This window comes from Acinetobacter sp. 1124_18A, assembly GCF_052824995.1.
In genome coordinates, this window is record NZ_VTDF01000002.1 from 130,823 (window position 1) to 153,949 (window position 23,127).

At 36.7% G+C, this 23,127-nt stretch carries 20 protein-coding genes; 16 read left to right on the plus strand and 4 right to left on the minus strand.

Annotation, left to right across the window (positions count from 1 at the left end):
- The first annotated feature begins 12 nt into the window (after positions 1–12).
- The 10 genes from FY048_RS05115 to FY048_RS05160 all read left to right on the plus strand — a co-directional run bounded on the left by FY048_RS05115 (position 13) and on the right by FY048_RS05160 (position 12,121).
- Complete coding sequence (locus tag FY048_RS05115; protein ID WP_446090385.1) at positions 13–471, plus strand: hypothetical protein; 459 nt, start codon at positions 13–15, stop codon at positions 469–471.
- A gap of 410 nt (positions 472–881) precedes the next feature.
- Entirely contained in the window at positions 882–1,220 is a 339-nt protein-coding gene (locus FY048_RS05120; protein WP_446090386.1) for a hypothetical protein, read from the plus strand.
- A gap of 254 nt (positions 1,221–1,474) precedes the next feature.
- Positions 1,475–2,194 carry a response regulator transcription factor gene (locus tag FY048_RS05125; protein WP_446090387.1) on the plus strand — a complete coding sequence of 240 codons (720 nt, stop codon included), beginning with the start codon at positions 1,475–1,477 and terminating at the stop codon, positions 2,192–2,194.
- Between the two features lie 91 nt (positions 2,195–2,285).
- Positions 2,286–3,746 carry an indoleacetamide hydrolase gene (iaaH, locus tag FY048_RS05130; protein ID WP_446090388.1) on the plus strand — a complete coding sequence of 487 codons (1,461 nt, stop codon included), beginning with the start codon at positions 2,286–2,288 and terminating at the stop codon, positions 3,744–3,746.
- A gap of 695 nt (positions 3,747–4,441) precedes the next feature.
- Positions 4,442–5,503 carry an HlyD family secretion protein gene (locus FY048_RS05135; RefSeq protein WP_003651829.1) on the plus strand — a complete coding sequence of 354 codons (1,062 nt, stop codon included), beginning with the start codon at positions 4,442–4,444 and terminating at the stop codon, positions 5,501–5,503.
- Positions 5,504–5,528: 25 nt separating this feature from the next.
- A complete protein-coding gene (locus FY048_RS05140) occupies positions 5,529–7,076 on the plus strand; it encodes a DHA2 family efflux MFS transporter permease subunit (protein WP_446090389.1) in 1,548 nt (515 codons plus the stop codon).
- A 188-nt stretch (positions 7,077–7,264) separates the two neighbouring features.
- A complete protein-coding gene (locus FY048_RS05145; protein WP_446090721.1) occupies positions 7,265–8,053 on the plus strand; it encodes a hypothetical protein in 789 nt (262 codons plus the stop codon).
- Entirely contained in the window at positions 8,050–9,636 is a 1,587-nt protein-coding gene (locus tag FY048_RS05150; protein WP_446090390.1) for a GH3 family domain-containing protein, read from the plus strand. Before FY048_RS05145 ends, FY048_RS05150 begins: the two co-directional genes overlap by 4 nt.
- Positions 9,633–10,961 (plus strand): TolC family protein, encoded by a 1,329-nt coding sequence (locus FY048_RS05155; RefSeq protein WP_446090391.1) that lies wholly within the window; start codon positions 9,633–9,635, stop codon positions 10,959–10,961. The genes FY048_RS05150 and FY048_RS05155 overlap by 4 nt, the downstream gene beginning before the upstream one ends.
- On the plus strand, positions 10,958–12,121 hold the full coding sequence (locus tag FY048_RS05160; RefSeq protein WP_446090392.1) for a hypothetical protein: 1,164 nt from the start codon (positions 10,958–10,960) through the stop codon (positions 12,119–12,121). Before FY048_RS05155 ends, FY048_RS05160 begins: the two co-directional genes overlap by 4 nt.
- Positions 12,122–12,254: 133 nt before the next feature.
- On the opposite strand, the gene FY048_RS05165 is transcribed toward FY048_RS05160, so the two are convergent.
- Positions 12,255–12,689, minus strand: a complete 435-nt coding sequence (locus FY048_RS05165; protein ID WP_446090393.1) for an HD domain-containing protein — start codon at positions 12,687–12,689, stop codon at positions 12,255–12,257.
- Between the two features lie 807 nt (positions 12,690–13,496).
- On the opposite strand from FY048_RS05165, the gene FY048_RS05170 reads away from it, so the two are divergent.
- The 3 genes from FY048_RS05170 (at position 13,497) to FY048_RS05180 (ending at position 15,922) form a co-directional block, all read left to right on the plus strand.
- Complete coding sequence (locus FY048_RS05170) at positions 13,497–14,045, plus strand: TetR/AcrR family transcriptional regulator (protein WP_446090394.1); 549 nt, start codon at positions 13,497–13,499, stop codon at positions 14,043–14,045.
- Positions 14,046–14,192: 147 nt separating this feature from the next.
- The gene (locus FY048_RS05175) at positions 14,193–15,032 is read left to right on the plus strand and encodes a 2OG-Fe dioxygenase family protein (protein ID WP_446090395.1); all 840 of its coding nucleotides are present in this window, start codon (positions 14,193–14,195) and stop codon (positions 15,030–15,032) included.
- The gene (locus FY048_RS05180; RefSeq protein ID WP_446090396.1) at positions 15,029–15,922 is read left to right on the plus strand and encodes a lysine exporter LysO family protein; all 894 of its coding nucleotides are present in this window, start codon (positions 15,029–15,031) and stop codon (positions 15,920–15,922) included. The genes FY048_RS05175 and FY048_RS05180 overlap by 4 nt, the downstream gene beginning before the upstream one ends.
- 195 nt (positions 15,923–16,117) lie before the next feature.
- Here FY048_RS05180 and adeT1 read toward each other — a convergent pair whose 3' ends face one another.
- Positions 16,118–17,113: a putative multidrug efflux protein AdeT1 gene (adeT1, locus tag FY048_RS05185; RefSeq protein ID WP_446090397.1), complete on the minus strand. Its 996-nt coding sequence runs from the start codon at positions 17,111–17,113 to the stop codon at positions 16,118–16,120.
- Positions 17,114–17,634: 521 nt separating this feature from the next.
- Here adeT1 and FY048_RS05190 point away from each other — a divergent pair.
- From FY048_RS05190 to FY048_RS05200, 3 genes are all read left to right on the plus strand, one after another.
- Positions 17,635–19,407: an amidohydrolase gene (locus FY048_RS05190; RefSeq protein ID WP_446090398.1), complete on the plus strand. Its 1,773-nt coding sequence runs from the start codon at positions 17,635–17,637 to the stop codon at positions 19,405–19,407.
- A gap of 213 nt (positions 19,408–19,620) precedes the next feature.
- Entirely contained in the window at positions 19,621–20,952 is a 1,332-nt protein-coding gene (locus FY048_RS05195; protein ID WP_446090399.1) for a type II toxin-antitoxin system HipA family toxin, read from the plus strand.
- Positions 20,949–21,257 (plus strand): helix-turn-helix domain-containing protein, encoded by a 309-nt coding sequence (locus FY048_RS05200; protein ID WP_446090400.1) that lies wholly within the window; start codon positions 20,949–20,951, stop codon positions 21,255–21,257. The genes FY048_RS05195 and FY048_RS05200 overlap by 4 nt, the downstream gene beginning before the upstream one ends.
- A gap of 1 nt (position 21,258) precedes the next feature.
- On the opposite strand, the gene adeS is transcribed toward FY048_RS05200, so the two are convergent.
- Together adeS and adeR are read right to left on the minus strand one after the other, a co-directional pair.
- Entirely contained in the window at positions 21,259–22,329 is a 1,071-nt protein-coding gene (gene adeS, locus FY048_RS05205) for a two-component sensor histidine kinase AdeS (protein ID WP_446090401.1), read from the minus strand.
- Between the two features lie 32 nt (positions 22,330–22,361).
- Positions 22,362–23,105 (minus strand): efflux system response regulator transcription factor AdeR, encoded by a 744-nt coding sequence (adeR, locus tag FY048_RS05210; RefSeq protein WP_446090402.1) that lies wholly within the window; start codon positions 23,103–23,105, stop codon positions 22,362–22,364.
- Positions 23,106–23,127 lie beyond the last annotated feature (22 nt).

Here is a 23,127-nt window from a genome sequence, read left to right on the forward strand (position 1 = left end):
GGGGAGTGAATTATGAGATTTTTTTTATTTTTTATACTAACTACAACAGCTTTTTTGAGCTATGGTGCGGAAACAAAAGTTGATAAGGAATTTTTAAATTCGGGATTAATAGATAAAAACTATAGGTATAAAAATATTGCAGACGCAGCAACTTTCTTCAAGCAATTAGCAAATAGAGAGTCACTTAGTTTGCCAGTAATGCTTAATAGTGATGAAGAAGTAGTATCAATGATGGCGACACCATTTCAAGTTATCTACTCTTATAGAATACACAGGAAGCTTGATAACAATAGTTTGAAAGTGGTTGCGCAACTGTATAATAATCCCAAGAGAATTTCTGAATTATGTCGGCAAAACTATATTCATGAATTTCAAAGAGCAAATAGCTATGTTATCAAATTTATCTATTCAGATCTCAATGGCAGACTTATTACAGAGACTAGATTAGATAAGGAAGTTTGCAATCAATAATTAAGTAGTTCATAAAAAAGCACTCGTAGGTGCTTTTTTAATATCAATTCCTATCACTTTTTTTCTTCATAGTAGCTGCTCAACTTATTCTCATGTTGCACGGCTCATACGATAAATAATAATGTGAGTGTTTGTATTTGTATGATAGCCTTTAAAGAGGTATTTTTATTAATTTGCTCTATAAAATGCTGACATTTATTGATACTTCGACTTCTCAAATGCCACCAAACAGAAGTGTTTCATTTCTGCTCGGTTTTGGAATCTTTTGGATGCCGTACATCTTTGCATGGTTTACTTTAAGATCTGGCTATTCCAGTTCAGCTCGGTGGATAAGCTTTATTTGGATGGTATTTGTTTTATTGATTGTTATGGCAGCTTGAAACAGCTAATTATTAATAATGAGTTAATTTATGAAAAAGATTATTTTTACTACAGTGTTGGGTTTGATAGTTTCTAATTTTGCAAATGCAGATACTCTTATTCCAAGAAGTGTTCAAGGTGATAAAGGAAAATATTATTTAATAGAGAAGAAAAAACAAGGCGATATTATTATTACACTCCACAAACGCATTGGTGTAGAAACTATAGATTACACTCGATTGGAGACAAACTGTAAGACTATGAAAATGCGTGAAATTGGAACTGGTGAGGGATCAATAAAAGCTATAAAAATTAATCCTACTAAGTGGTTTGATTTAGTAGAAGGATCAAGTAAAAGTGACCTAGCTCATTTTGTCTGTAAGAAATAAAATTTAGCAATAACTAAACATTTAAATCCTCAATTTTATTGATAAGAAAAAGAATTTTTAAAAGCACTCTAGGGTGCTTTTTTATATCTACATATCTTATTAAAAGTTCTTTTGTTTCTTCATCAAGCGATTTTATTTCTATATTTTCAAATTTGTTGTTGTACAAACTCTTTAAATTTTCTATAGGTGTGTTATAGAAGAGCATAAGCTCGATTTTTCTTGAAATTCGATGGCTTGCGTTAAATAGGTAGACGATGACCGCACTTTTAGAAAAGGATTTCAGCCCGTCTGAGTTTACATTGTTTTCTGAAATATTATGGAAACTTGGTTCAGGAAAAGGGCAATATAATTTACGTGAAAATATCATTGCCGATATTGCCATCCTATTACGAGCTGATTTTGCTGCATCTTATATTTGGGACTCAACGCATAATTTATCGAAAGAAGGCGTGATATGGAAAATCGATCCCAAAGCGATGGAAGACTATGAGAGCATTTGGCAATTTAATGATCCCATTACGGCACAGCTTCATAAACTCCAGAAACCGACATTTGTAAACGAAGTCATGCCTCTCGCAGACCTTAAAAAAACCAGCTATTACAATGAGTTTTTAAAAGCCTATGGTTTGTATCACGGTATAAATATTTATTTTGTCCGAAATGGTATGGATATTGGTGATTTACGCATTTGGCGTGCCCAAGACGCTGATATGTTTGGTGAACGCGAGAAAAGAATATTAAGCCTACTTGAACCTTATTTTACTCAAGCCTTACCAGCAGATTTATCAACACAATACAGCCTGACTCCGCGTGAACAAGAAGTAGTTCGTTTGGTATCTAAAGGTTTAAGTGATAAACATGTTGCAAATTTACTTGGCATTAGCTTTACCACATTAAGAACTCATCTCAATAACTCTATGAGAAAAATAGGCTGTAATAATCGCACTGAAATGGCTTTACTCATTCAACATTAAAACAAAGCAATCCTCAATTTTGAGGATACGAATGAATGAGCAATTTGTACTAAGTTCTTAAGATCACAACTTAAATGGATTTTAAGTCAACATGTCAAATGCAGTGGAAAAAAATAATTGGATTGAAACACTCGATTTAGCAAATACTTCAGTAGATATCATTACTAAACTGATTCAAGAGAGAAAAGTATCTTGTGAAGAACTCGTGCATCATTACTTCGCCACTATTGAAAAACAGCAGTCTTTAAATGCTTTTATTAGCACAGATAAAGCTTCAGCAATTCAACAAGCTCAGTATTGGGATAAATACCTACTGAGTGGAAAGCTATGTCCGGCTTTGATGGGCATTTTAATTGCGGTTAAAGATAATATTCATGTTGCAGGTTTTCCTAATAGTGCAGGCACACCAGCTTTAGCTAATTTTAAGCCTCAAAGCTCTGCACCGATTATTCAAAAACTCATTGATCAAGGTGCAATCATTGTGGGTAAAACCAATATGCACGAATTGGCCTTTGGGGTAACGGGTTATAATACTGCCATGCACATTGAAGGCGTTGTAGGTACACGAAATGCGGTAAACCCGTTACATATTGCTGGTGGGTCTTCTTCAGGTAGTGCTGTGGCTGTTGCCGCAGGAATGGTTCCGATTGCGATTGGTACAGATACTGGGGCTTCGATTAGATTACCGAGTGCTTTAAATGGTTGTGTCGGCTTTCGTCCAACGGTAGGAAGATATTCACAAGAGAGTATTACCCCAATTTCACATACGCGGGATACCGCTGGCCCTATTGCACACACAGTATCTGACATTATTTTAGTTGATCAGCTCATCACCCAAGAGCCAAGAAAAAAACCATTACTACCTCATCAAATTAGGCTCGGTATCACCCCATATTTTTGGAATCATTTAGATGAAGACGTTCATCAACAAGCTCATATTGCACTTGGTCTTTTAAAAGATGCGGGAGTCGAAATTATTCCTGTCGATATGCCAAATTTAGAACAATTCAATCATGCTATTTCATTTCCAGTGGTCGTCTATGAAGGCAAATATGACCTTATTCAATATTTGAAAGATCATCATGTAAATCTGTCTTTAGAAGATGTAATTGATCAGATTTCAAGCCCAGATGTTCAGGCAATTTTTAAACAGAATATTCTTCCCCAATTAATTCAAGATCAGACTCGGCAACTTGTTCCTGTTTTACCTTTCTATGAAAAAGCCATCAGTGAAGCTCGTCCACAATTGCTGGAACTCTATCAAAACACATTTAAAGCGCATAATTTACATGCTTTATTGTTCCCAACATCAGCCATCGTTGCACCACTAGTAAACGAGCAAGTCAGTTCAATTGAAAATTTTCAGACACTGATTCGAAATACAGACCCCGGCAGTAATATCGGATTACCTGGACTGAGTTTACCCATTGGAAAGGGGGCGAAATCGCAACTACCAATTGGGTTGGAGATTGATGGTTTACCTCATCAGGATAGTGAAATACTTGCGATTGGAGAGACTTTAGAAGAAATTTTTAGGGTTTTAAATAAGTAAAAAAATAAACTGATAATTCTCTATTTTTTAAATAAAAAAGAGTTACTTTTAACTCTTTTTTATGATTAATTTTATTTGTTCATAATGCTTAGTTTCTTGAAAGGATGTTGGCTTGGGCTTAGAATTTCTCTGCTATTCCACTTAATATAGTTAATCATAAACTTATTAAAATACATCTTTAATAAGTTTTGTTTAACTATTTTGATAAATAAGAACATTTATATTTTATGTTTCTATAAATATTATAAAACTTATCTATAACTCTTTTTAAAATTACACATTACCTTAATTAATTCTACATAAGTACTACAAATTGAAGGCTGATTTTTAATATTGGTACAATGAATTTTCCTGTCAATTAATCACTTTAATAAGAAAAATAATTATCTTAAGATATTGATTAAAATTAATAAATTAAATTTTTAGATAATGGGTTATAAATGGAAATTTCAAAAAATATAAAATTACATAATTTTTAAACATATTTTTTATAGCATGCAGTGGATTGGCGTAAATAGAAAAAATATATGTCAAAACGGTCAATGATATTTAATCGATTTAAGAATCATAATTTGCACCAAATTTTACGCTGTCACGATTCATTGAATAAACCAAGTGAAAAGTTACGTAAAAAAGACGCTAATAGTTTATTGGTGTAAATAAAAAATCGAATATTACAAATAAACGGAATGAATATGGATAACGTAGCTCAGCTAGAAACTGATACTAATTTCCAAAGTCGAAAAAAGATAACTTGGGGTGTTTTTAGTGTCCTGCTGTTATTTTTAGTCGCGGGCATTATATATTATTTTTTTGTATACCGATTTTATCAATCTACTGATAATGCTTATGTGCAAGCTGATGTCACTTGGGTGATGCCAAAGATTTCAGGCGAAGTGATGGAGTTATTAATTAACGATAATCAGTTTGTAAAGAAAGGGGAAACTTTAGCTGTCTTAGATCATCGTGATTACCAAGCCCGTTATGATCAGGCTAGTTCCGTCGTGAGCCTAAAAGAAGCAGCACTAGGCGTACAACAACAAAATGAAAAGTCTGCCAAGTCTTCCATTACTGAAGCAAATAGTGGCGTTGTTGCGGCACAAGCAGACTTATCTCGCTTAAGAAAAGATTTTGAACGTTATCAAGATTTATTAAAAGATGGAGTAATTACCCGTCAAAACTTTGAAGGGGTTCAATCTCAATATTTAACGGCTCAAGCACAGCTAAGCAAGGCACAAGCCGCCGTAAATGCAGCAGAAGCTCAGTTGGGTAGTTTACAAGCGAGTCGAGCGCAACTTTTGGCAGATATTCAAAGTGCCAATGCAAACTTAAACCTTTACCAAATTGATTTGGCTTCATCAAAAGTGGTGAGCCCAGTCGCAGGGAAAATAGGAAGCCTTGCAATCCAGAAAGGTTCGCGTGTTTCTCCGCAAACTCGCTTAATGGCGATTATTCCTGAAAATAGTTTGTATGTACAAGCGAACTTCAAAGAAACCCAAATTGAAAAAATGCATATTGGGCAGAAAGTTAAATTAAAACTTGATGCCTATCCAAGCCTGACTTACAGCGGAACAATTGAAAGTTTTTCTCCAGCCTCTGGGGCAACTTTCTCACTCATGCCACCAGACAATGCCACAGGCAACTTTAACAAGGTTGTACAACGTATTCCTGTACGTATTGCCATAGATTCAAGTCCGCATATTGATCTTATAAAACCCGGAATGTCGGTTAGCGCTACGGTTGACCTAAGAACTTAATAATAAAATTTTTAGGTAATAATAAATGAATAAGCATATTGACGCTGAGTGGAAGTTTCCCGCAAAGACGGCTTGGGCAATTTTTGCTGCCATGATTTTTGGCAACTTTATGGCGATTCTTGATATTCAGATTGTGGCGAGTTCTTTAAACGAAGTTCAAGCCGGCATGAGTGCAAGTCGTTATGAAGTGACTTGGGTGCAAACGGTTTACTTAATTGCCGAAATTATTGCGATTCCAATGTCGAGTATTGTCTCACGGGTGCTTTCAACACGGGTGTATTACACGATCTGTGCAATCGGCTTCACCATCAGCTCTTTACTTTGTGCATTGGCATGGAACTTAGAGAGTTTACTGGTTTTCCGTGGCATTCAAGGTTTTATGGGCGGTGGAATGATTCCAACCTCCATGACCGCATTGTATTTACTTTTCCCTGAAGCAAAACGCTCATTGCCTTTAGTAATGTTTGGAATGATCAGTACTTTGGGGCCCGCCATTGGCCCAACCATTGGCGGTTGGTTAACCAATAACTTCTCATGGCACTGGATGTTCCTGATCAATATTATTCCGGGGATTATCATTGCGACCGTCATCTACTCGGGTCCAAATATCGACCGTGCGAACTATTCACTCATCAAAAGTATGGACTGGTTCAGCCTCGTTGGTATGGCGATGTTTTTGGGTGGCCTTGAATATTTCCTTGACGAAGGCGCAAGGCATGACTGGCTTGCAGACACAGGCGTTCGAGTTGCTTTTATGATCTGCGTTGTGGGTGGCATGATTTTCTTCTCTAGAAGTTTTACTCAGCCTAAACCTTTGCTCGATTTATCCGTATTTAAAAATAAAAACTTTACCTTAAGTGCCCTCACAACGTTTGTGATTGGCATGGCGCTTTATGGCTTGGGTTACATGATTCCCGTGTTTCTTGGGCAAGTCCGTGAAATGAATAGTAGCCAGATTGGTCACGTCATGATGGTGACAGGCATTGTAATGTTCTGCTTTGCGCCATTTCTTGCGTGGCTTATTCCCAATTTTGATACCCGAAAAACCGTATTTGTCGGAATGATTTTGGCGGGCTTTGGCGTTTGGCTCAATTCGCACCTCAGCATTCATAGTGATTACGACTTTATGTTTTGGCCGCAAATTTACCGTGGTATTGGTCTCATGATCTGCCTGATTGTGGTTTCGCATTTAGCCATGAGCACTTTGCCACTCAGTAAAGTTGCCGATGCCAGCGGTATTTATAACCTGATGCGCAATATTGGCGGCGCGGTTGGATTGGCACTGATTAACTCATCATTAGATTGGCTGACTGCGCTACATGTCACCCAGATAAATCAGTCGATGACACCGCAAAACTGGATTTTCACAGAAAGACTCGATCAACTCACGGCGCAATATCAGGAGGTCGGTGCAAATGCACAGCAAATCGCGCTCAGTGTGATCTATCGCGACATTCATTTTCAGGCACTGACATCTAGCTTTAATGATTTATTACGCATGCTCGCAATCATCATGTTTGTGACCGCATTTTTAACTATCTTTATGGATCGGGGGAAGAAAATGAACATGTAGTGATTTAGAAATAAAGAGCAGCTTTCAAAGAATGAAAAACAATAGGGCATATCACAACGTATCCCTTCATAGAAAAAGAACATTGAGATGAGTTTTCTAAAATCGGTTGATGAGATCGGGGAACTCGCAAATTAGAGGTGGAAGGTTAAAGGATTATGATTAATACAACGTATAAATTGATTTCAAAATTGAACCTGAAAAACACGACTTATGGTCAATATTTTGAAAAAGAGCAAATCGATACTGAGCGATTAAAAGTGATGTATTCCATTTACGAACAGTATTATGAAAATACGAGATTTTCTATTTTCGTAGATGATTTTCAAAATAAAAGCGGTGCAATCTTAATTTTTGATTCACAAACAAATGAGATTGTGGGCTTCTCTACCGTGGTTGTGCAGCATTTCTACTTAAACGGGAAGGACTACACCGTATTATTTAGCGGTGATACGGTCATTTTGAAGAAGTTTTGGGGTACGCGTAGTCTGCAAAGTACCATGCTTAAACTCATGATCAAGTTAAGAGTGAAATATCCATTTAACGAACTCTATTGGCTCTTAATTTCTAAAGGCTATAAGACCTATCTTTTACTTGCCAATAACTACTATGTTTATTACCCACATATTAAAGATGAAAACCAGCATCTCTCGGAAGTCGTCGAACACTACTGTGAGAAATTCTTTGGCGAATATTATGACAAAGATGCGGGCCTGTTAAATTTTGGGGATGACTATCAACCACTCAAAGGTGAAGTTGCACCGATTACTGCCGAAATGAGAGAAAAGAACCCGAATATTCATTTCTTTGAGCAGATGAATCCGACATGGAAAGCAGGTACAGAACTACCGTGTATTGGCCGATTAGGTTGGAAAGATATTGCCCGTTTCCCAGTGAAACTGATGACTAAACCTACCAGTAAAGGACGTTGTGAAGCACGTGTAACGCCTAAAACAAAACGTAGAGAGGCCATCCAATGAAATCTAATGAATGGTTAACTCTTGGGTCGCATCTTATTTTAAAAAAATGGTGTGATGCATCTGACCGTAATTTTCAAAAACAGTTTAACGCTTTAGAAGCGACACAACGTCAAATCTTGCATTCGATTTTACAGACCTCGACGTTTGCTAAAGATAAAAAAGTTCAAAACTATGATCAGTTTGTAAAATCATTTCCTGCGACGCGTTATGGCGCATGGCGAGAAGACATTCAACGCTACCGTGAACAAAAGCTGTCATTGTCTAGCAGTAAGCTGGTTCGTTTTCAGCCGACCAGTGGTTCGAGTGAGCAAATCAAGTTTATTCCATATACCAAGCTGTTTTTAGATGAGCTGGACCATGCAATTGCGCCGTGGATGGCAAGTCTATACCGCAAATGTCCACAGCTCAGTTCGGGTACACATTACTGGTCGGTGTCATGGTTACCTGAAAGTCAGCGTGAAGTTTTAAAAGACAAAAATCTAAATGATGATAGTGCGCTACTCGGTGTAGGTAAGCGAATTTTATCTAAGTTTACCCAAGCTGTTCCAAGTAACGTTGCCTTTGCTGCTAATGCTGACGATGCACTCTTTGCCACCATCTGCTATTTGGTCGCGAACCGTAATTTAGCCATGATTTCGGTGTGGAGCCCAACCTTTGCACTGCAATTGCTCGAACGTTTGGAGTTGCTACAACAAGATGTGATTGAAGTTTTACAAAGCGGTTTATGGGGCAACCGTCAGGCTTCATTAAAAGAAGTGACAGCGCCGCATAGTCCTGAAAGTGCTCAAGCCTTAATTGTGAGTTCAAACGGTACACAGATTGACTTTAAAAAGCTCTGGCCAAAGTTAAGTTTAGTGTCGAGTTGGGATACCGCAGGTTCAAAAGCTTGGGCCGAAAAATTACAAGAGAAGTTACCCAGTGTGCAGTTTGAAGGAAAAGGTCTATGGGCGACTGAAGGTGTAGTCACCATTCCCTATAACGACCAATACCCGCTGGCATATCAAAGTCACTTCTACGAATTTGAATATTTAGAAGGTGATAAACAAGGTCAAATCATTCCGTCGTGGGAACTGAAAGAAGGTGATGTGGTGAGTCCGCTGATTACTTCGGGTAATGGCTTACTTCGTTACTGTATGGATGATTGCTTACGGGTGACTGGCTTTATAGAACAAATTCCGTGTTTTGAGTTTCAAGGTCGCCGTTTTGGGGTCGATCTGGTCGGTGAGAAACTCGCGCCTGAAACCGCTCAGCAATTATTGTCGCAGTTAAACGAAACAGAATCGAAAGCGATTTCTTTACTGGCGATTGATACGCAGCAACACGTTAAACCATTTTATTGCGTGCTGTTTGAAGGTGAAATTCATCACAGCATTAATAATGAATATATCGATAGTATTTTGCGTCAAAACTTCCATTACGAACTTGCTCGAAACTTAGGACAGCTCGATCAACCTCAAATTCGCCAAGCCAATAATGGTTGGAATGCTTACAAAAAACTGGTCATGTTTGATGGCATTATTGAAGGCAATATCAAACCTGAGCCACTCAAGAAAGTCACCCTCAATAGTTTGGAACAACTATGAAAGGGATGAAGCCATTTAATACTCGGTTTTTAACACTTCGACACGCCTTGTATTTGGGCGTGTTGTTGGCGTCGAATACGTATGCCATGACTTTAGATGAGGCTTTGTCTGCAAGTTTAAGACATGAAAGTCAGCTTGAGGTCAGCCGTTTAAGCGTGAACCAGTCCACCGCAATGCTTGAGCAAGCTAAACAGCGTGACGGACTCAAAGTCAATTTAGTCGGGCAACTGGACTATGAAAGAATAGATACACCTTCACACGTCATGTTTCCAACCGAAGGAAACCGAAAAGGCCGGAGTTTGCAATTGCAGGCGGATTATCCAATCTATACCTCTGGGCGACACCGTTTAGGAGTTGATGTTGCCGAAAACCAGCTTTCTGCCCAAAACCAAGGTTTGTCAGATCAAAGATCGGAAACTATTTTAAACACCGTAATGGTCTATACCGACGTATTAAAGAAGAAAGCCATTCTAGAACTCAGACAAAAGACCATGGCGAACTTGCAACGGTCTTTATATGAGTCAAAGCGCCGTTTTGATGTTGGCATGATCACTCGTGCGGACTTGGCTCAGGTTTTGGCGCAAGTCGCACAAGGCCAGGCCGATATTACACAGGCCCAATCTAACTTAACCGTAAGTGAAGCTCAGTTTTATCAAGTGACAGGTGTAACACCTGAAAATCTTGTCGCCATTAAACAACTACCCGCTATTCCCGCTAACCTAGAGGAAGTTTTGGCGCAAACCAAAAACCATCCAGCTTTAATGCGTAGCAAATACGAAAAGCAAGCTGCCGAGAAACAATACGCTTTAACTAAACGTGAACTGTGGCCAACGGTCATGCTCACCAGCCGTGCCGGAAAGCAAGATGAGGCAAGCTATATTGGTTCTGAAAGTAATAACTACATGGTTGGGGTGCAGCTCAATGTACCGCTCTATGACGATGGTTTAAATCGCGCCAATGTTAAAAAAGCACAGGCTGATATCGATTTGGCTAACCAAAAAACGCGAAGTCTTGAACTAGATTTAAATAAGCGTACACGTACGACTTACGCGCAGCTTCAAACCATTCGACAAAATAAAGAAGCACTGGCAAATGCCATAGAGGCTGCGTCTATTGCCTTTGTCTACACGCGTAAAGAGTTTGATGTTGGCACCAAAACCACGTTTGATTTGCTTAATACCGAGCAAAAGTTACTCGATGCAGAAACCCAGAAAACCGTGAATGACCAAGACGAAGTCGTGTTTGTTTATCAGCTACTCGACCAAATGGGGCGTTTAAATAACTTGGTTCCCGTACAGACCGCACAACAGGTGAATAATGAATGAAAACAAATCCACCGCTGCACACTGACAATACCCTCATTACCCGTGAAGCGACTTTGGCAGACGATCAGGCTTTAAGAGACTTGGTTGCAGTACCTATGACCACCAAAGGGATTCAAATTAGCTTTCAGCGCGAACCCAGTTATTTTCAAGCGTCCGACATTGTCTATCGACATAAACTGCATGTGTTAATTGAAGACCCAGAGAGTCAAAAAAATGTTGCTTGTTATAGCAATGGGCATCGCCCATGTTATGTCGATCGGAACGTTCAAAACTTACGATACGCTGGTGATTTACGGGTAGATCATAACTATCGTGGCAAATCACTGGTTAAGGTTTTGGCAAAGCATGTAAAACAAACCATGCATGAACCGAACTATAGCCAAATGATTATTTTTGATGATAACCATGCCGCACGCGCTGCTATCCAAACAGGCAAAACGGGAATGCCTGATTATTATGACGAAGGGCTCATCGAGACATTAAGCCTGACCGACACTGGCGCAAAAAGAAAAATCACGGCTTTTTTAAAGCAGACTTCTCAGAAAAGTGATATTCAAGAGATCCGTACATGTGTTGCTGAAGCTCAGCATGTGGAAGCCATGAATCAGTTTATTAGCGACATGGCAGAACACTATAATTTTATACCTGCCTATAACTTTGAAGAACTTGCTCAAGGTCATCGGTACTTTTCAGGAATAAAGCTCTCAGACTTTTCACTTTACTTTAAGGGTGAAAAACTGGTGGGCATGTTTGGTTTATGGGATCAGCACAGCATTAAACAAACTAAAATCTTGCATTACAGTTCAGTCATTGGAATTTTTAGACCCGTTTATAACTTGTTGACTCCGCTAACTAAGGGCATGCGTTTGCCTAAACTCGGTGACTCTATTAAATACCATGTGTTACATACGCTTATGTGCCATCCACAAGATTTAGCTTTGCATCATAAAATGCTTGAAGATGCCTATAACAAGTCAAAACAGCAGGGCGTTGGTGTGGTGAGCTTTACGCTTTCACATAAAGACCCGCGCTATCAGCTAAACCAGTTTTATAAAGGTGAACGTTTAACAGGAATGCATGGTTTTATTAGTTATGAAGGCGACCCAAGACTACATTTTGATAAAAACTTGATTCCATACTTAGAGGTTGGACGTATTTAAATTTAAGATAGGTTCACCGTAGGTGATTAATCCGCAAAAATTTGCTCAATTCTTAGGTCAGTTAAATAGGATTGAGCAAATATATGCAGAAATTTTACTGATGTTCCCCATCAATTTGATCTTGCATAGATCTTTATTTCTCTTGCGCCGTTGAAACAATTAACATGGTTTGAAGGTAATAATCTACACGTGAGTGATTATTGTCCTTATGTGAGTTATGCGCATTAAAGGCTGCATCATGAAGTTTTACGACTCGAGCGATCGGATTTGAACTACAACGAATTAAATATTCTTCGCGTGTTTCAGTTTCTCGTTTAGTTAATGCATCAACGGCATCACGGACTTCTTTTCCAAATAAACTTTCGATTTTGTCTAGCGTAAGAGGTGTGTCTTCAACGCTATCGTGTAGAAGGGCTGTAATAATATAGACTTGTGAAAATTGATGCTCAATTAATGAATTGACCACACCTTTAATATGGTAATCAAAGTAATCATGAGGACCATATTTTTGACCTTGATGAGATTCTTTTGACAATTTCTCTGCTAGTTCAACTTGATTTTGAGTCATTTTTTGCTCTTATCACTTTAAGTATATGACACGACCTAATTGGTGAGTTTGGTTGCTTTAAATAAGAAGTTTATACTGAATAGCCACCCATAAAAACACTTCTTAATAACAGTAGTGACGTTTTTTTATTTATTTACTCTTAGTTGATCTAAACCAATCTAGACCTTGAGTTTTTGAAATTTTAAACTTTAACTTAATGATATAAAAGTAGATTGTAATTAATACTTAAGAATTTCCTTAATTATCTAATTAAATGAAAAACAATAACTATTTAAATAATTTCTAGCCAATTTCACATTGACACCTCAAATATTGAAGATTACCATTTGCGGGCTGGCCTACATTGCCAGGCAGTTTTGACAGACTGCATACGACCGCATCAGGATTATTTCTTCTGAGGAATAGTCTTATGTGTAAGCTCCTCGTTCCCTCCCGTAGCGGTAGGACGGGAGAGGGACACCTTCGGGTGTGCTGGCGTCGTACCAGTCTGTCAACCCTCTTTCGTTCTGCCACCATAATTCTAATGTCTTGGCAGAACTCCATATATAAGGAGTTGGCTTTGCACATCCATTATTTCTTGGCAACCTTTGCCAAAAGCTATAACAACACAGCTTAAAACATTTAACGCAGCTTGATCGCCGTAAGGCTTTTTCAGGCTTTAGCTCGTTATTACTTAAAACTTAGACAATTAAACCTTGAGATGTGCTGGGCACAGTCTTTACGGCTTTGCTATGCCTTTTTTTCTCCCAAAGGCAGCGTTTTTTATATCTCATTTATATACAACAATAATTTTATAACGGTAAAAATATGCCAAATTTCGTTCTCCCAACACGTGCATTAAAAGTCGTAAATAAATCAATTGAGTTATTTCATTACAACGGATTTCATTTAGTCGGCATTGACCGACTTGTGAAAGAGTGTGAAGTACCCAAAGCAACTTTTTATAACTACTTTCACTCTAAAGAACGGTTGATTGAAATCTGTCTGATTGTGCAAAAAGAACGCTTAAAAGAAAAAGTGGTTTCAGTGGTTGAATATGACCACAACACAAGTGCAATGGATAAACTCAAAAAGCTCTATCTTTTACATGCCGATTTAGACGGGCTGTACTACTTATTATTTAAAGCCATTTTTGAAATAAAACTGACCCATCCAAAAGCTTACCAAACCGCCGTGCGATATAGAACATGGCTCACCAACGAAATATATAGCCAGCTTAGAGCACTTAACGCCGATGTTTCTTTTACTGATGCCAAACTATTTTTATATATGATCGAAGGTACCGTTATTCAGCATTTAAGTTTGAGTGCGGTTGATGAGAGAGTGGTTGAGGTGTTTTTGAGGGGGATGGGATGAGAAGGAAATAATTTTGAGTAGATGATTAAGTTAGGAATAGCCATGAATACATCTTTGAATTCTTATTTTTTATATTGAACAATACAGACAGATCTGTATAATATTGCTTCACATAATATATATTAATAATACTTAAATAGGTAAAATATGGAAAACTTAGCATACTCAAACACAATAAATTCAGAAGAGCTTTTAGATGTTAACTATCAAGATTCTTTTTTAGCTTTAAAAAGTTCGTTTGAAAAAAATGGCTTTTTACAATATAAGGCTGCTGAGGTTGATACTGATTCAAAAAGAGTAATATTTGAAGAGTTTCAAATGTTAGAAAAAGATCAATTTGCTCCCTCAGATACCCAACGCTTTCGTCGCTATGGAAATGCTTTAATTTTGCCATGGGAAAAAGAGATAAAACCAATTTGGTTACCTCCTGTAGCAAACGATAATGGTGAATATTTATCAGGATATGACCAAGGAAATAACAACCCTGAACATAGCTCTATAAGATACTTTAATGCTTTAAGTGAAGAAGTAAAAAAGACTAAGTATTTAAATCAGCTCGTTATTGATGATTATAAGTTAACATTTGGGTTAAATGATCATTATCTTCCTATTTATATTGGGGTACATTTTGTTAAATTAACTTCTAATTCAAGTGATATTTTAGGAATTAGTTCACCAGATTGTTTTCATCAGGATGGGGAACCTTTTACTTTTGCTCACTTAATTTATCGTAGTAATAATATTATTGGGGGAGAGAATTATATCGCTCATCCAAGTGAGAGAAACAAGAGCTTAAAAGAAGTTAATGAAAAGAATATTTATAGTCATTTTACATTAAAAAATATTTCTGATAGTTTCGCTGTTCATGATTCCTCTGTATGCCACTATGTATCTCCAATTAAAAAAATTGAATCACATCAAGATAATTTAATTGGTGAAAGATGGATGATTTTAATTGATTATTCACTAACGAAACAAAACATATGATAAATAGTCTTATATTTTCATTACTCCCTATCTTCTTAGCTCTAGTTTCAGGATGGGGAGTGGGACAAGCCGCGAATAGTAATACTAGAGATAAGTTAGTCAGTTATATAGCTGTCTTAGTGTGGTTGCTTTTAATATCTATAGGATTTCAATTTGGTAGTATTCTTTTTGATAAGCAGCTAGGAACTAAAGTAATTTTAGAATCTTTTGTTTACTCTACAATTATTACGCTGATTACTTTTATCTTCTTATTTAAAAGAGTTAAGAATATAAATGAACATAAAAAATCTTTATCTGAGATTTTTAAACCAATTAAGGAATGTTTGATAGCAATCACTATGGTTGTTATTGGTATGTTCTTATATCTTTTATTGCCAAAAGGTTGGAGCAGTGAAACTATAAGTAGTATTCTTTTATATATTTTAATTTTTTTAGTGGGTATAGATTTATCAACTATTAAAATACAGTCTTTAACGATAAACCACTTTAAGGTTCCACTCGTTACAATATTTTCATTATTTATCGCGGCTTATTTAACAACATTTATTTTAGGAAAATCTTTTTTTGAACTTGTCGTTTTAGGAAGTGGCTTTGGATGGTTCTCTCTATCGGGACCATTAATAGGAAAAATCTTAGGGCCAGAGCAGGGTACTTTTGCTTTACTTACTGATTTAATCAGAGAGTTCTACGCTATAGGATTGTTATATCTTCTTGGAAGAAATTATCCGAATCCTGTGATTGGGGTGTGTGGTGCTACCGCTATGGATTCAACCCTTCCATTTGTAAAAAATAATTGCTCACAATTAGATGTTCAAATTGCTATTTTTAGTGGTTTTATCTTAACAGTACTAGCGCCATTTTTTATTGTATTCTTTTCAGTATTTGTTTAAAAATATAATAAAAATTTGATGGATATTGACTAAATTTAATTAGTTTATAAATAAATTTTTAGCCAGTAGTCAGACAATAAATATTGTCACTACTGGCTAAATTTATGAATCAATTTCACTTAATTTTTATATTCAAAATATTTTCCAAAAATTTATCACCTTAAAACAGATGAAAAGTAAGGGCTGCGTTATTACTTATTCATCATTTAACGCACATTCAAAATTACTTGGGTTTTCTTTACATCTTACTTTTTTCAAAAAGTTCATCATTTTAGGGTCATAAATACCAGCTTTGGTTAGCTGTATGCGTGCTTCGCGCATCATTTTTATATAGTTTAATTGTTCATTTTTTGGAATATCCATCCAATATTTTGAAGGAATATCACTTTCATATTTAGCAATAATGCCAAAGGTTCTATTTAATTGGCTGGCTACCCAAGTTCGAGACTTTTGCCCAAAACCTGCTGGAAACTGATCTTTACGAATAATGAAGTTTGCTGAAATTTGAGTTAAAGGGAAACGAATGATAGCTCCTTTCTCACCTAAACCTTTGTGTAGTTCAAAAGGTTTAAATGCAACAATAGGAGCAGGGACAATATCAATTTCATGGTTATTAAACTTCCCACCAGCATTGGTGACGTCTACAGATACAGCCTGACCTCCGACATGTTGAACAAGCTTTGGTTGCGCTTCGTCGTATTTAAATACACCAATTTTTTTACCGGCAGCTTTAGCGAGTGTGTTTATACTTCTATCATTTACAAATAAATATGCAGGGCCAATTGTGCCTAAGCCTGCAATTTCGTAAGGACCTACAACCATGTTTTTTGCGGCCATCGGTGAGGACAATAGCTTATAGGCATTAATTGCCGTTTTCATATTTGTTAATGCACCAACAGCATCTAAAGATCCTGTATATTTATTAAACTGACGCCCACGTAAGCCACTAATAATAGTGCCATCACATTTTCCGACTTTTAAATCTTCAGCCGCAATTCGTTCATCAACATATGCTTTTAAAGATAAATCAGCTCCCCAATTTTTAGCTTCAAGTGCATAATCTTTGGCTAAAGCGAAAGCATCTCCCGACTTACCAATTGGGTCAAAAACACAGACGACTTGTTGTTTTGCATAAAGAGTTGTTGTTAAACATGTGCTTGTAATAAATAAAATAATTTTAAAACGATCCATATTTAGTTATCCATTATTTAAATTATAAAAATTATTTTATAAGTCGTGGTCAGATTAGATATGACATTTAAACAAAAATTTTAAAGGAAAAAGTCAAAAGACAGCTTTGACTCAGGATGCCATTCTAGTTCATCACTATAAAACCAGAATAACGATTATTTTTAGAATATTTTTTGTCCGATTAACGGACAAAAATCTCATAAAGCGGTATTTTCTCTATTCTTTTTATATCCTTAAATAAACTTAAAAATTAGTTTATCCATTACCGAATGGAGATTAATTTATGGAAATCTTAAAAACAAAAATTGCAATTATGGACTCAAGACTAACGAACTTATCCAATAGTGAAATAGAGATCTTTGTGAGTAGCGTAAAGCATCGTATAGACCTGTCTAAGTGTTGCAAGAGTAACAAAACTATAGGCAATGGATAGAACTCAGTACTCAACACTTGATGCAAACAGATCAACAAGAAGATTGGAAAACGATTATTAGAATTTAAATTATTTTTTGGAGTTAAATATGAGATTTAAAAAAGGATTTTTAGCACTCAGCCTAGGTTTACTCTTTATAAACTTGGGATGCACAGACAATGATAGTGCTGACAATAACGGTGCCGAAAGTATTTATATTAATGGAAAAATTTATACCGCTAAAGATAAAGACTCTTTTCAGCAAGCCATCGCAATTGCCCATGATGGAACAATTATAAAAGTGGGGAGTAACGAAGAAATTAAAAAAATTGCAGATAGCAATACACAAGTTTTTGACCTTGATAACAAGGTTTTAATGCCAGGTTTAATTGATAGTCATATTCATGCTTTAGCTTCTGGTGTAGAGGCTGTATTAGCAACTATGGATAGTGACGATATAACAATAGATATTTCCAAGGTGGAAGCAAAACTTAGACAATCGAGTCTGGATGGTACGGGTGTTGCTGGAGATGTTCTATTTTTAAATGGGTTGTCGTCAGAATATTGGGGATTAGCTGACCAACTCTCCAATGTATTTAACAATAATGAATGGAAAGATCGTCCAATTGCATTAGTGGGTAGCGACCATCATACAGCATGGGCAAACCAAGCACTCTTAAAAAAGGCGGGTATAGATGCAAACTTCGTTCAGCAATTAACCCCAGAGGATCAGCAAAACATTGCACATAATGAAAAATTTGAGCCAACTGGATTTGTCATCGATTCAGGTTGGGATATGGTGAGTGATAAAATTCCATCGGTATCACATGATTTGCTTTATAAAGGCTCTAAAGAAGCGATCAAATACTATAACAGTTTAGGCATCACGGCATGGATGGATATTGCTGCAAATGCCAGTCCGAATAAGGGAATTACCAATATTAAAAATACAGAGGAAACATTAGGGATGATTCCAATGTATAAAGAATTATCTCAGAAAGGAGAGTTAACGGCGCGAGTTTCTGGGTTACATGTCATTAACTCAAAAAGTACGCCTCAAGTTTTTAACATCATTGAGTCAATCAATAGTAAATATAAAAACATAGATAACTTTAATTTAGTCGGTGTAAAGGTATTTGCGGATGGCGTGTTAGAGTTTCCAGCCCAATCAGCTGCACTACTTGGCCGATATTCTAATAGTAACAAGCAAGGGACTTTATTATTTGATCCAAATACTTTTAAGTTAGTTGTTGATGAAGCTGACAAGCGAAATATGCTGGTTCACATCCACGCCGTTGGGGATAGAGCTGTACAGGAATCTTTAAACGCCTTTGAGTATGCTCGCTCAAAGCGTCAGAGCAATGTCCCTCATAGCATTACCCATCTACAACTCGTTGACCCTAAAGACTATAAGCGCTTTAAACAAAATAATGTGATTGCTTCTATGCAATTGGCATGGGCGTATGAAGACAGCTTTAACAAAGAACTGGTAAAACCTTATATCGATGCAACTTCTTATAAAGGCATGTATCCTGCACATTCGCTGTTAGTTAATGGCGCAACCATTGCGGGCGCAAGTGATGCACCAGTTTCAACAGCCAATCCTTTTATTGCCATGGCGACCGCAATTACACGAAAAGGAATTGAAGGAGAGGTTTTAAACCCAGCAGAAGCCATTGATCGAGATACGGTCTTTAAGGCCTATACGATTAATTCGGCTAAAGCACTTTATTTAGATAAAAGTATCGGCACGCTCGAAACGGGCAAAAAAGCCGATATGATTTTAGTGGATAGAGACATTTTTAACGTTTCACCTGAACAGTTGGCCGAAACAAAAGTGGTATGGACCATTTTTAATGGGAAGAAAGTTTATCAGCGGTAATCTAGTTTAGGCTTCGGGTGGGCTGAAGAAGAATCAGCTCACTCGCTGGCGCGTTTTATACAGCAGGATTGCTAAAATTCGATTCATTTTATAAATATCGTAATGAGCAAAATTTTGCTCACTATTGATATAAATTAAATAATATTGAGCAAATATATTCACAAAAAGTCTGTTTTATAGTATTTTTGAGAAAATAATTGCTCATTTATCTCAATGAAAAAATTAACGATACAAGCTTTACTTGATGCGAGCTGGTTAGATATAGCAGAACTAAAACTGTTAGAGTCTAAACAGGGTTCGGCTAGTGCAAGTGAATTAGAATATGAATTGGAATATGCAATTCAACATTTAGACAAGCGCGATGAGCACGCCTGTAGTTTGTCACTTCCTGTACAAATACTTATAAAACATGAATCGAGCACATGGTTTGGTTTTTTAGATGATATCGTTCCTTCTGGTGCTGCACGACGTTATTGGGTGAATTATCTAGACTTACAACGTTTAACTCATGCAGAGCAAGATAGTATTTTATTAGAAAAAGGGGGCATTGCCCCTGTTGGTAATTTACGGATTAAAGAAGCACTTCCACCTATAAATCCTGACTCAACCTTACACTTACGTTATTTCAGTAAAGAAGATGTGGCTGATCGTAATGTTGATTTCCTTGAGTACGCTCAGCAAATGGGTGCGATTAGTGGTGGTGCAACTGGTGCCGGTGGAGAAGCGCCCAAATTACTTATTCGTGTTTCACCAGATCAAAAAGTCTGGATTGATACATACCAAGAAAGTTTCGATCAACCAGATCAACATTATTTAGTTAAATTTCCAAGAAATAAACGCAGTGAAATTGATTGCGACATTGTCAGAGCTGAATATTATTACTATCAAATACTCAATGAATTAGGTTTTGATACGATTGAGACAACTCAAATGAAGCTCATTGAAGGTACAAAGTATCCTTCTTTGTGGCTTCCAAGATTTGATACAGAATGGCGTAATCAACAGTGGCACCGTCACGGTTTGGAATCTGTTTATTCGGTGCTAAATAAGTCTTCAGGTAGCCATCTTAATCATTTTGAAGTTATAGAGAATCTATGTAATTTACTGACTCACATCAATTCAGATTTTGATGCTTCACAATTCATCTGTGAGTGGTTACAAAGAGATTTGCTTAATATTATTTTCGGTAATTCAGACAATCATGGTCGTAACACATCTTTTCTAAAAAAATCAGGAAAAATTTCTCTTTCTCCTATTTATGACTTTGCACCTATGAAAGCAGATCCAGAAGTGGTGATTAGATCGACTACATGGGGAAGTCCTTATGAAGAAGGCGGTGAGTATCGTTGGGCTCAAATTACCCAAAAACTTGCACCTTGGTGTGATCCTGATTTGTCTATAGGTGCATTAAAATCATTGGCAGCTAATCTGGTTGGACTAAAACAACGCTTAATCGATAAAGGTGTGCCTAAACAGATTATTGAAATGCCAGCGTTATCATTTGACTACATAGAAGCTAAATTGAAAAGATGGGAGTTGTTATGAACATGAAAAATCAGACTCAAGATCGTCAGCAAGTTCTCATCGATTTATATAAACAATATTTATTTAATGAAATTACGCTTGGGCAATTGTTGACGTATTTGCGAAAGAACGTATTGAATTTATCCCAAGAACAATATGCTGCTTTGGTTGGAATAAGTCGTCGGACTTTAACTGATATTGAGCAGGATAAAAGTAAGCTTACTCAATCTGTGTTAGATAAGGTATTTAAGCCACTGGGTTTAAAAGCAGGGCTTGTACCTACACATGAGCATATTGTTGGTAAAATTATAAAACCATCCGAGTAATTTAATGATCCATCAAAATTTTTATGGTGAAAGTGCTTTTTGAGCCATGGTTGCTATAGTGAATAGAACCTTTAAGAGCAATCACAATCGCATGGACAACAGCTAATCCTAAGCCTGTACCCCCAAACTCTTTATTTCTAGACTCTTCTAATCTAAAAAAGGGTTTAAACAGGTCATCTTGGAACTCAGTAGCAATGCCAGGACCTTCATCTTCAATTTTCAATATCCAGTTGTCTGCAACCACTTCTGAAGAGATTTTAAGTTTTCCTGCATTTGAATAACGAATTGAGTTATCAATTAACGCAATTAAAACTTGCTCAATACGGCGGCGGTCACAAAATACAGGAGTTGTCGTTAAATCAAGTTCTGGCTTTAAGTTTGCTTGCTCTAAGCGGTCTTCAAAGGCCTTGAGCACTTTTTCAATCACAGACTTAAAATCTAATAACTCATAATTTAATCTTAATTGTTGATTCTCTACTAAACTTATCGTTCGTAAGTCTTCGACCAAATGAGATAAACCTTCAACTTGATTTAAGAGACTTTTAAATAGAATTTCATCAGGCTTAAAAACGCCGTCGATGATGCCTTGTAAGCGGCCTTGCAAAATTGTGATTGGGGTTCTTAATTCATGAGCGATGGCAGCATTCCAAACCTGTGCATTTTCCACAGAAACTTCCAGTTTTTGCGCCATATCATTAAAATTATGTAAAAGCTCGGACATTTCAGCCGAGTGAATTCTGTTGTCGTAAGCCCTAGCAGAGAGATCACCCTGACTAATTTTGTTGGCTGCTTCGGCTAAGAAATTGATCGGGATAATAAAACGCTTAGCCAAATGCATGCCAATCACGAGTGAAATAAGACAGCCACAGAAAATGACGGCAGACATCCAAATCCAATCTATAAAATGAAATTCTGTCCAATCCTCTTGTAGGGTATCTAAAGTCAGCCAACCTTTTTCAATGGCAAAGTTATAAATGAAATAACCTAATAAAACTGAAAACAGGGTAACGCTTAAATTAACAATACTGAAAGCGATAAAAAGTTGCTTACTGATGCCTAACTTACTTTTCATAAAATATTCCCTAGCCATATTCTTAATATTATTTAGACATCATCTTTTACAGCTAGTGGATTATCCAGTCTATATCCTACGCCACGCACATTAATTAACATCTGGAGTATCCCTTGTTCTTCTAGTTTTTTTCTAAGCTTACTCACATGGCTATCTACGGTTCGTTCTAGAGCATCGCTATCGTTCATGCAATGATTCATAAGTTCACCACGGGTAAAGACTTTGTGGGGCTGATCAATCATCACCGAAATAATTTTATATTCAGTCAGCGTTAAATTAAGCAATATTTTCTTGTTATGAGAGTGAAGATAAACACTATGAGTATCTGTATCAATTTCAATATCTTTGTAGACCTTATTTTTATGAGATGTCTTATTTGTTAATTGAGTGCGTCTTAAGACTGCTTGAACTCTAGCAATTACTTCATTTGGGTTAAATGGTTTAACAACAAAGTCATCTGCACCAACTCTTAATGCCATCACTTTATCAATATCTTGATCTAGCGCCGTTAGCATAATCACGGGAGTTTGAGCTTTTTGACGTATTTTATTTAACACTTCCCAGCCGTTGAGCTCAGGTAATTTAATATCCAGTAAGATTAAATCAATGGGTTGGCTAGAGTGCAATTCAATCGCTTGCTTCCCATTCATAGCACGAATAACCGTCATTCCTTCACGTTTCAAGTAATTTTCAATAATGTCACCAATATCGTAATCGTCCTCGACAACGAGGATAACTTTGTCGTGACAATCAAAAGAAAAAGAACGATCAAACATAGAAATTTGGCTAGATAAAATA

Excerpts from the sequence above, each read along its gene's own strand:
- FY048_RS05115 (WP_446090385.1), top strand. The coding sequence starts at position 13 with ATGAGATTTTTTTTATTTTTTATACTAACTACAACAGCTTTTTTGAGC.
- FY048_RS05120 (WP_446090386.1), top strand. The coding sequence starts at position 882 with ATGAAAAAGATTATTTTTACTACAGTGTTGGGTTTGATAGTTTCTAAT.
- FY048_RS05125 (WP_446090387.1), top strand. The coding sequence starts at position 1,475 with ATGACCGCACTTTTAGAAAAGGATTTCAGCCCGTCTGAGTTTACATTG.
- iaaH (WP_446090388.1), top strand. The coding sequence starts at position 2,286 with ATGTCAAATGCAGTGGAAAAAAATAATTGGATTGAAACACTCGATTTA.
- FY048_RS05135 (WP_003651829.1), top strand. The coding sequence starts at position 4,442 with ATGGATAACGTAGCTCAGCTAGAAACTGATACTAATTTCCAAAGTCGA.
- FY048_RS05140 (WP_446090389.1), top strand. The coding sequence starts at position 5,529 with ATGAATAAGCATATTGACGCTGAGTGGAAGTTTCCCGCAAAGACGGCT.
- FY048_RS05150 (WP_446090390.1), top strand. The coding sequence starts at position 8,050 with ATGAAATCTAATGAATGGTTAACTCTTGGGTCGCATCTTATTTTAAAA.
- FY048_RS05155 (WP_446090391.1), top strand. The coding sequence starts at position 9,633 with ATGAAAGGGATGAAGCCATTTAATACTCGGTTTTTAACACTTCGACAC.
- FY048_RS05160 (WP_446090392.1), top strand. The coding sequence starts at position 10,958 with ATGAAAACAAATCCACCGCTGCACACTGACAATACCCTCATTACCCGT.
- FY048_RS05165 (WP_446090393.1), bottom strand. The coding sequence starts at position 12,689 with ATGACTCAAAATCAAGTTGAACTAGCAGAGAAATTGTCAAAAGAATCT.
- FY048_RS05170 (WP_446090394.1), top strand. The coding sequence starts at position 13,497 with ATGCCAAATTTCGTTCTCCCAACACGTGCATTAAAAGTCGTAAATAAA.
- FY048_RS05175 (WP_446090395.1), top strand. The coding sequence starts at position 14,193 with ATGGAAAACTTAGCATACTCAAACACAATAAATTCAGAAGAGCTTTTA.
- FY048_RS05180 (WP_446090396.1), top strand. The coding sequence starts at position 15,029 with ATGATAAATAGTCTTATATTTTCATTACTCCCTATCTTCTTAGCTCTA.
- adeT1 (WP_446090397.1), bottom strand. The coding sequence starts at position 17,113 with ATGGATCGTTTTAAAATTATTTTATTTATTACAAGCACATGTTTAACA.
- FY048_RS05190 (WP_446090398.1), top strand. The coding sequence starts at position 17,635 with ATGAGATTTAAAAAAGGATTTTTAGCACTCAGCCTAGGTTTACTCTTT.
- FY048_RS05195 (WP_446090399.1), top strand. The coding sequence starts at position 19,621 with ATGAAAAAATTAACGATACAAGCTTTACTTGATGCGAGCTGGTTAGAT.
- FY048_RS05200 (WP_446090400.1), top strand. The coding sequence starts at position 20,949 with ATGAACATGAAAAATCAGACTCAAGATCGTCAGCAAGTTCTCATCGAT.
- adeS (WP_446090401.1), bottom strand. The coding sequence starts at position 22,329 with ATGAAAAGTAAGTTAGGCATCAGTAAGCAACTTTTTATCGCTTTCAGT.
- adeR (WP_446090402.1), bottom strand. The coding sequence starts at position 23,105 with ATGTTTGATCGTTCTTTTTCTTTTGATTGTCACGACAAAGTTATCCTC.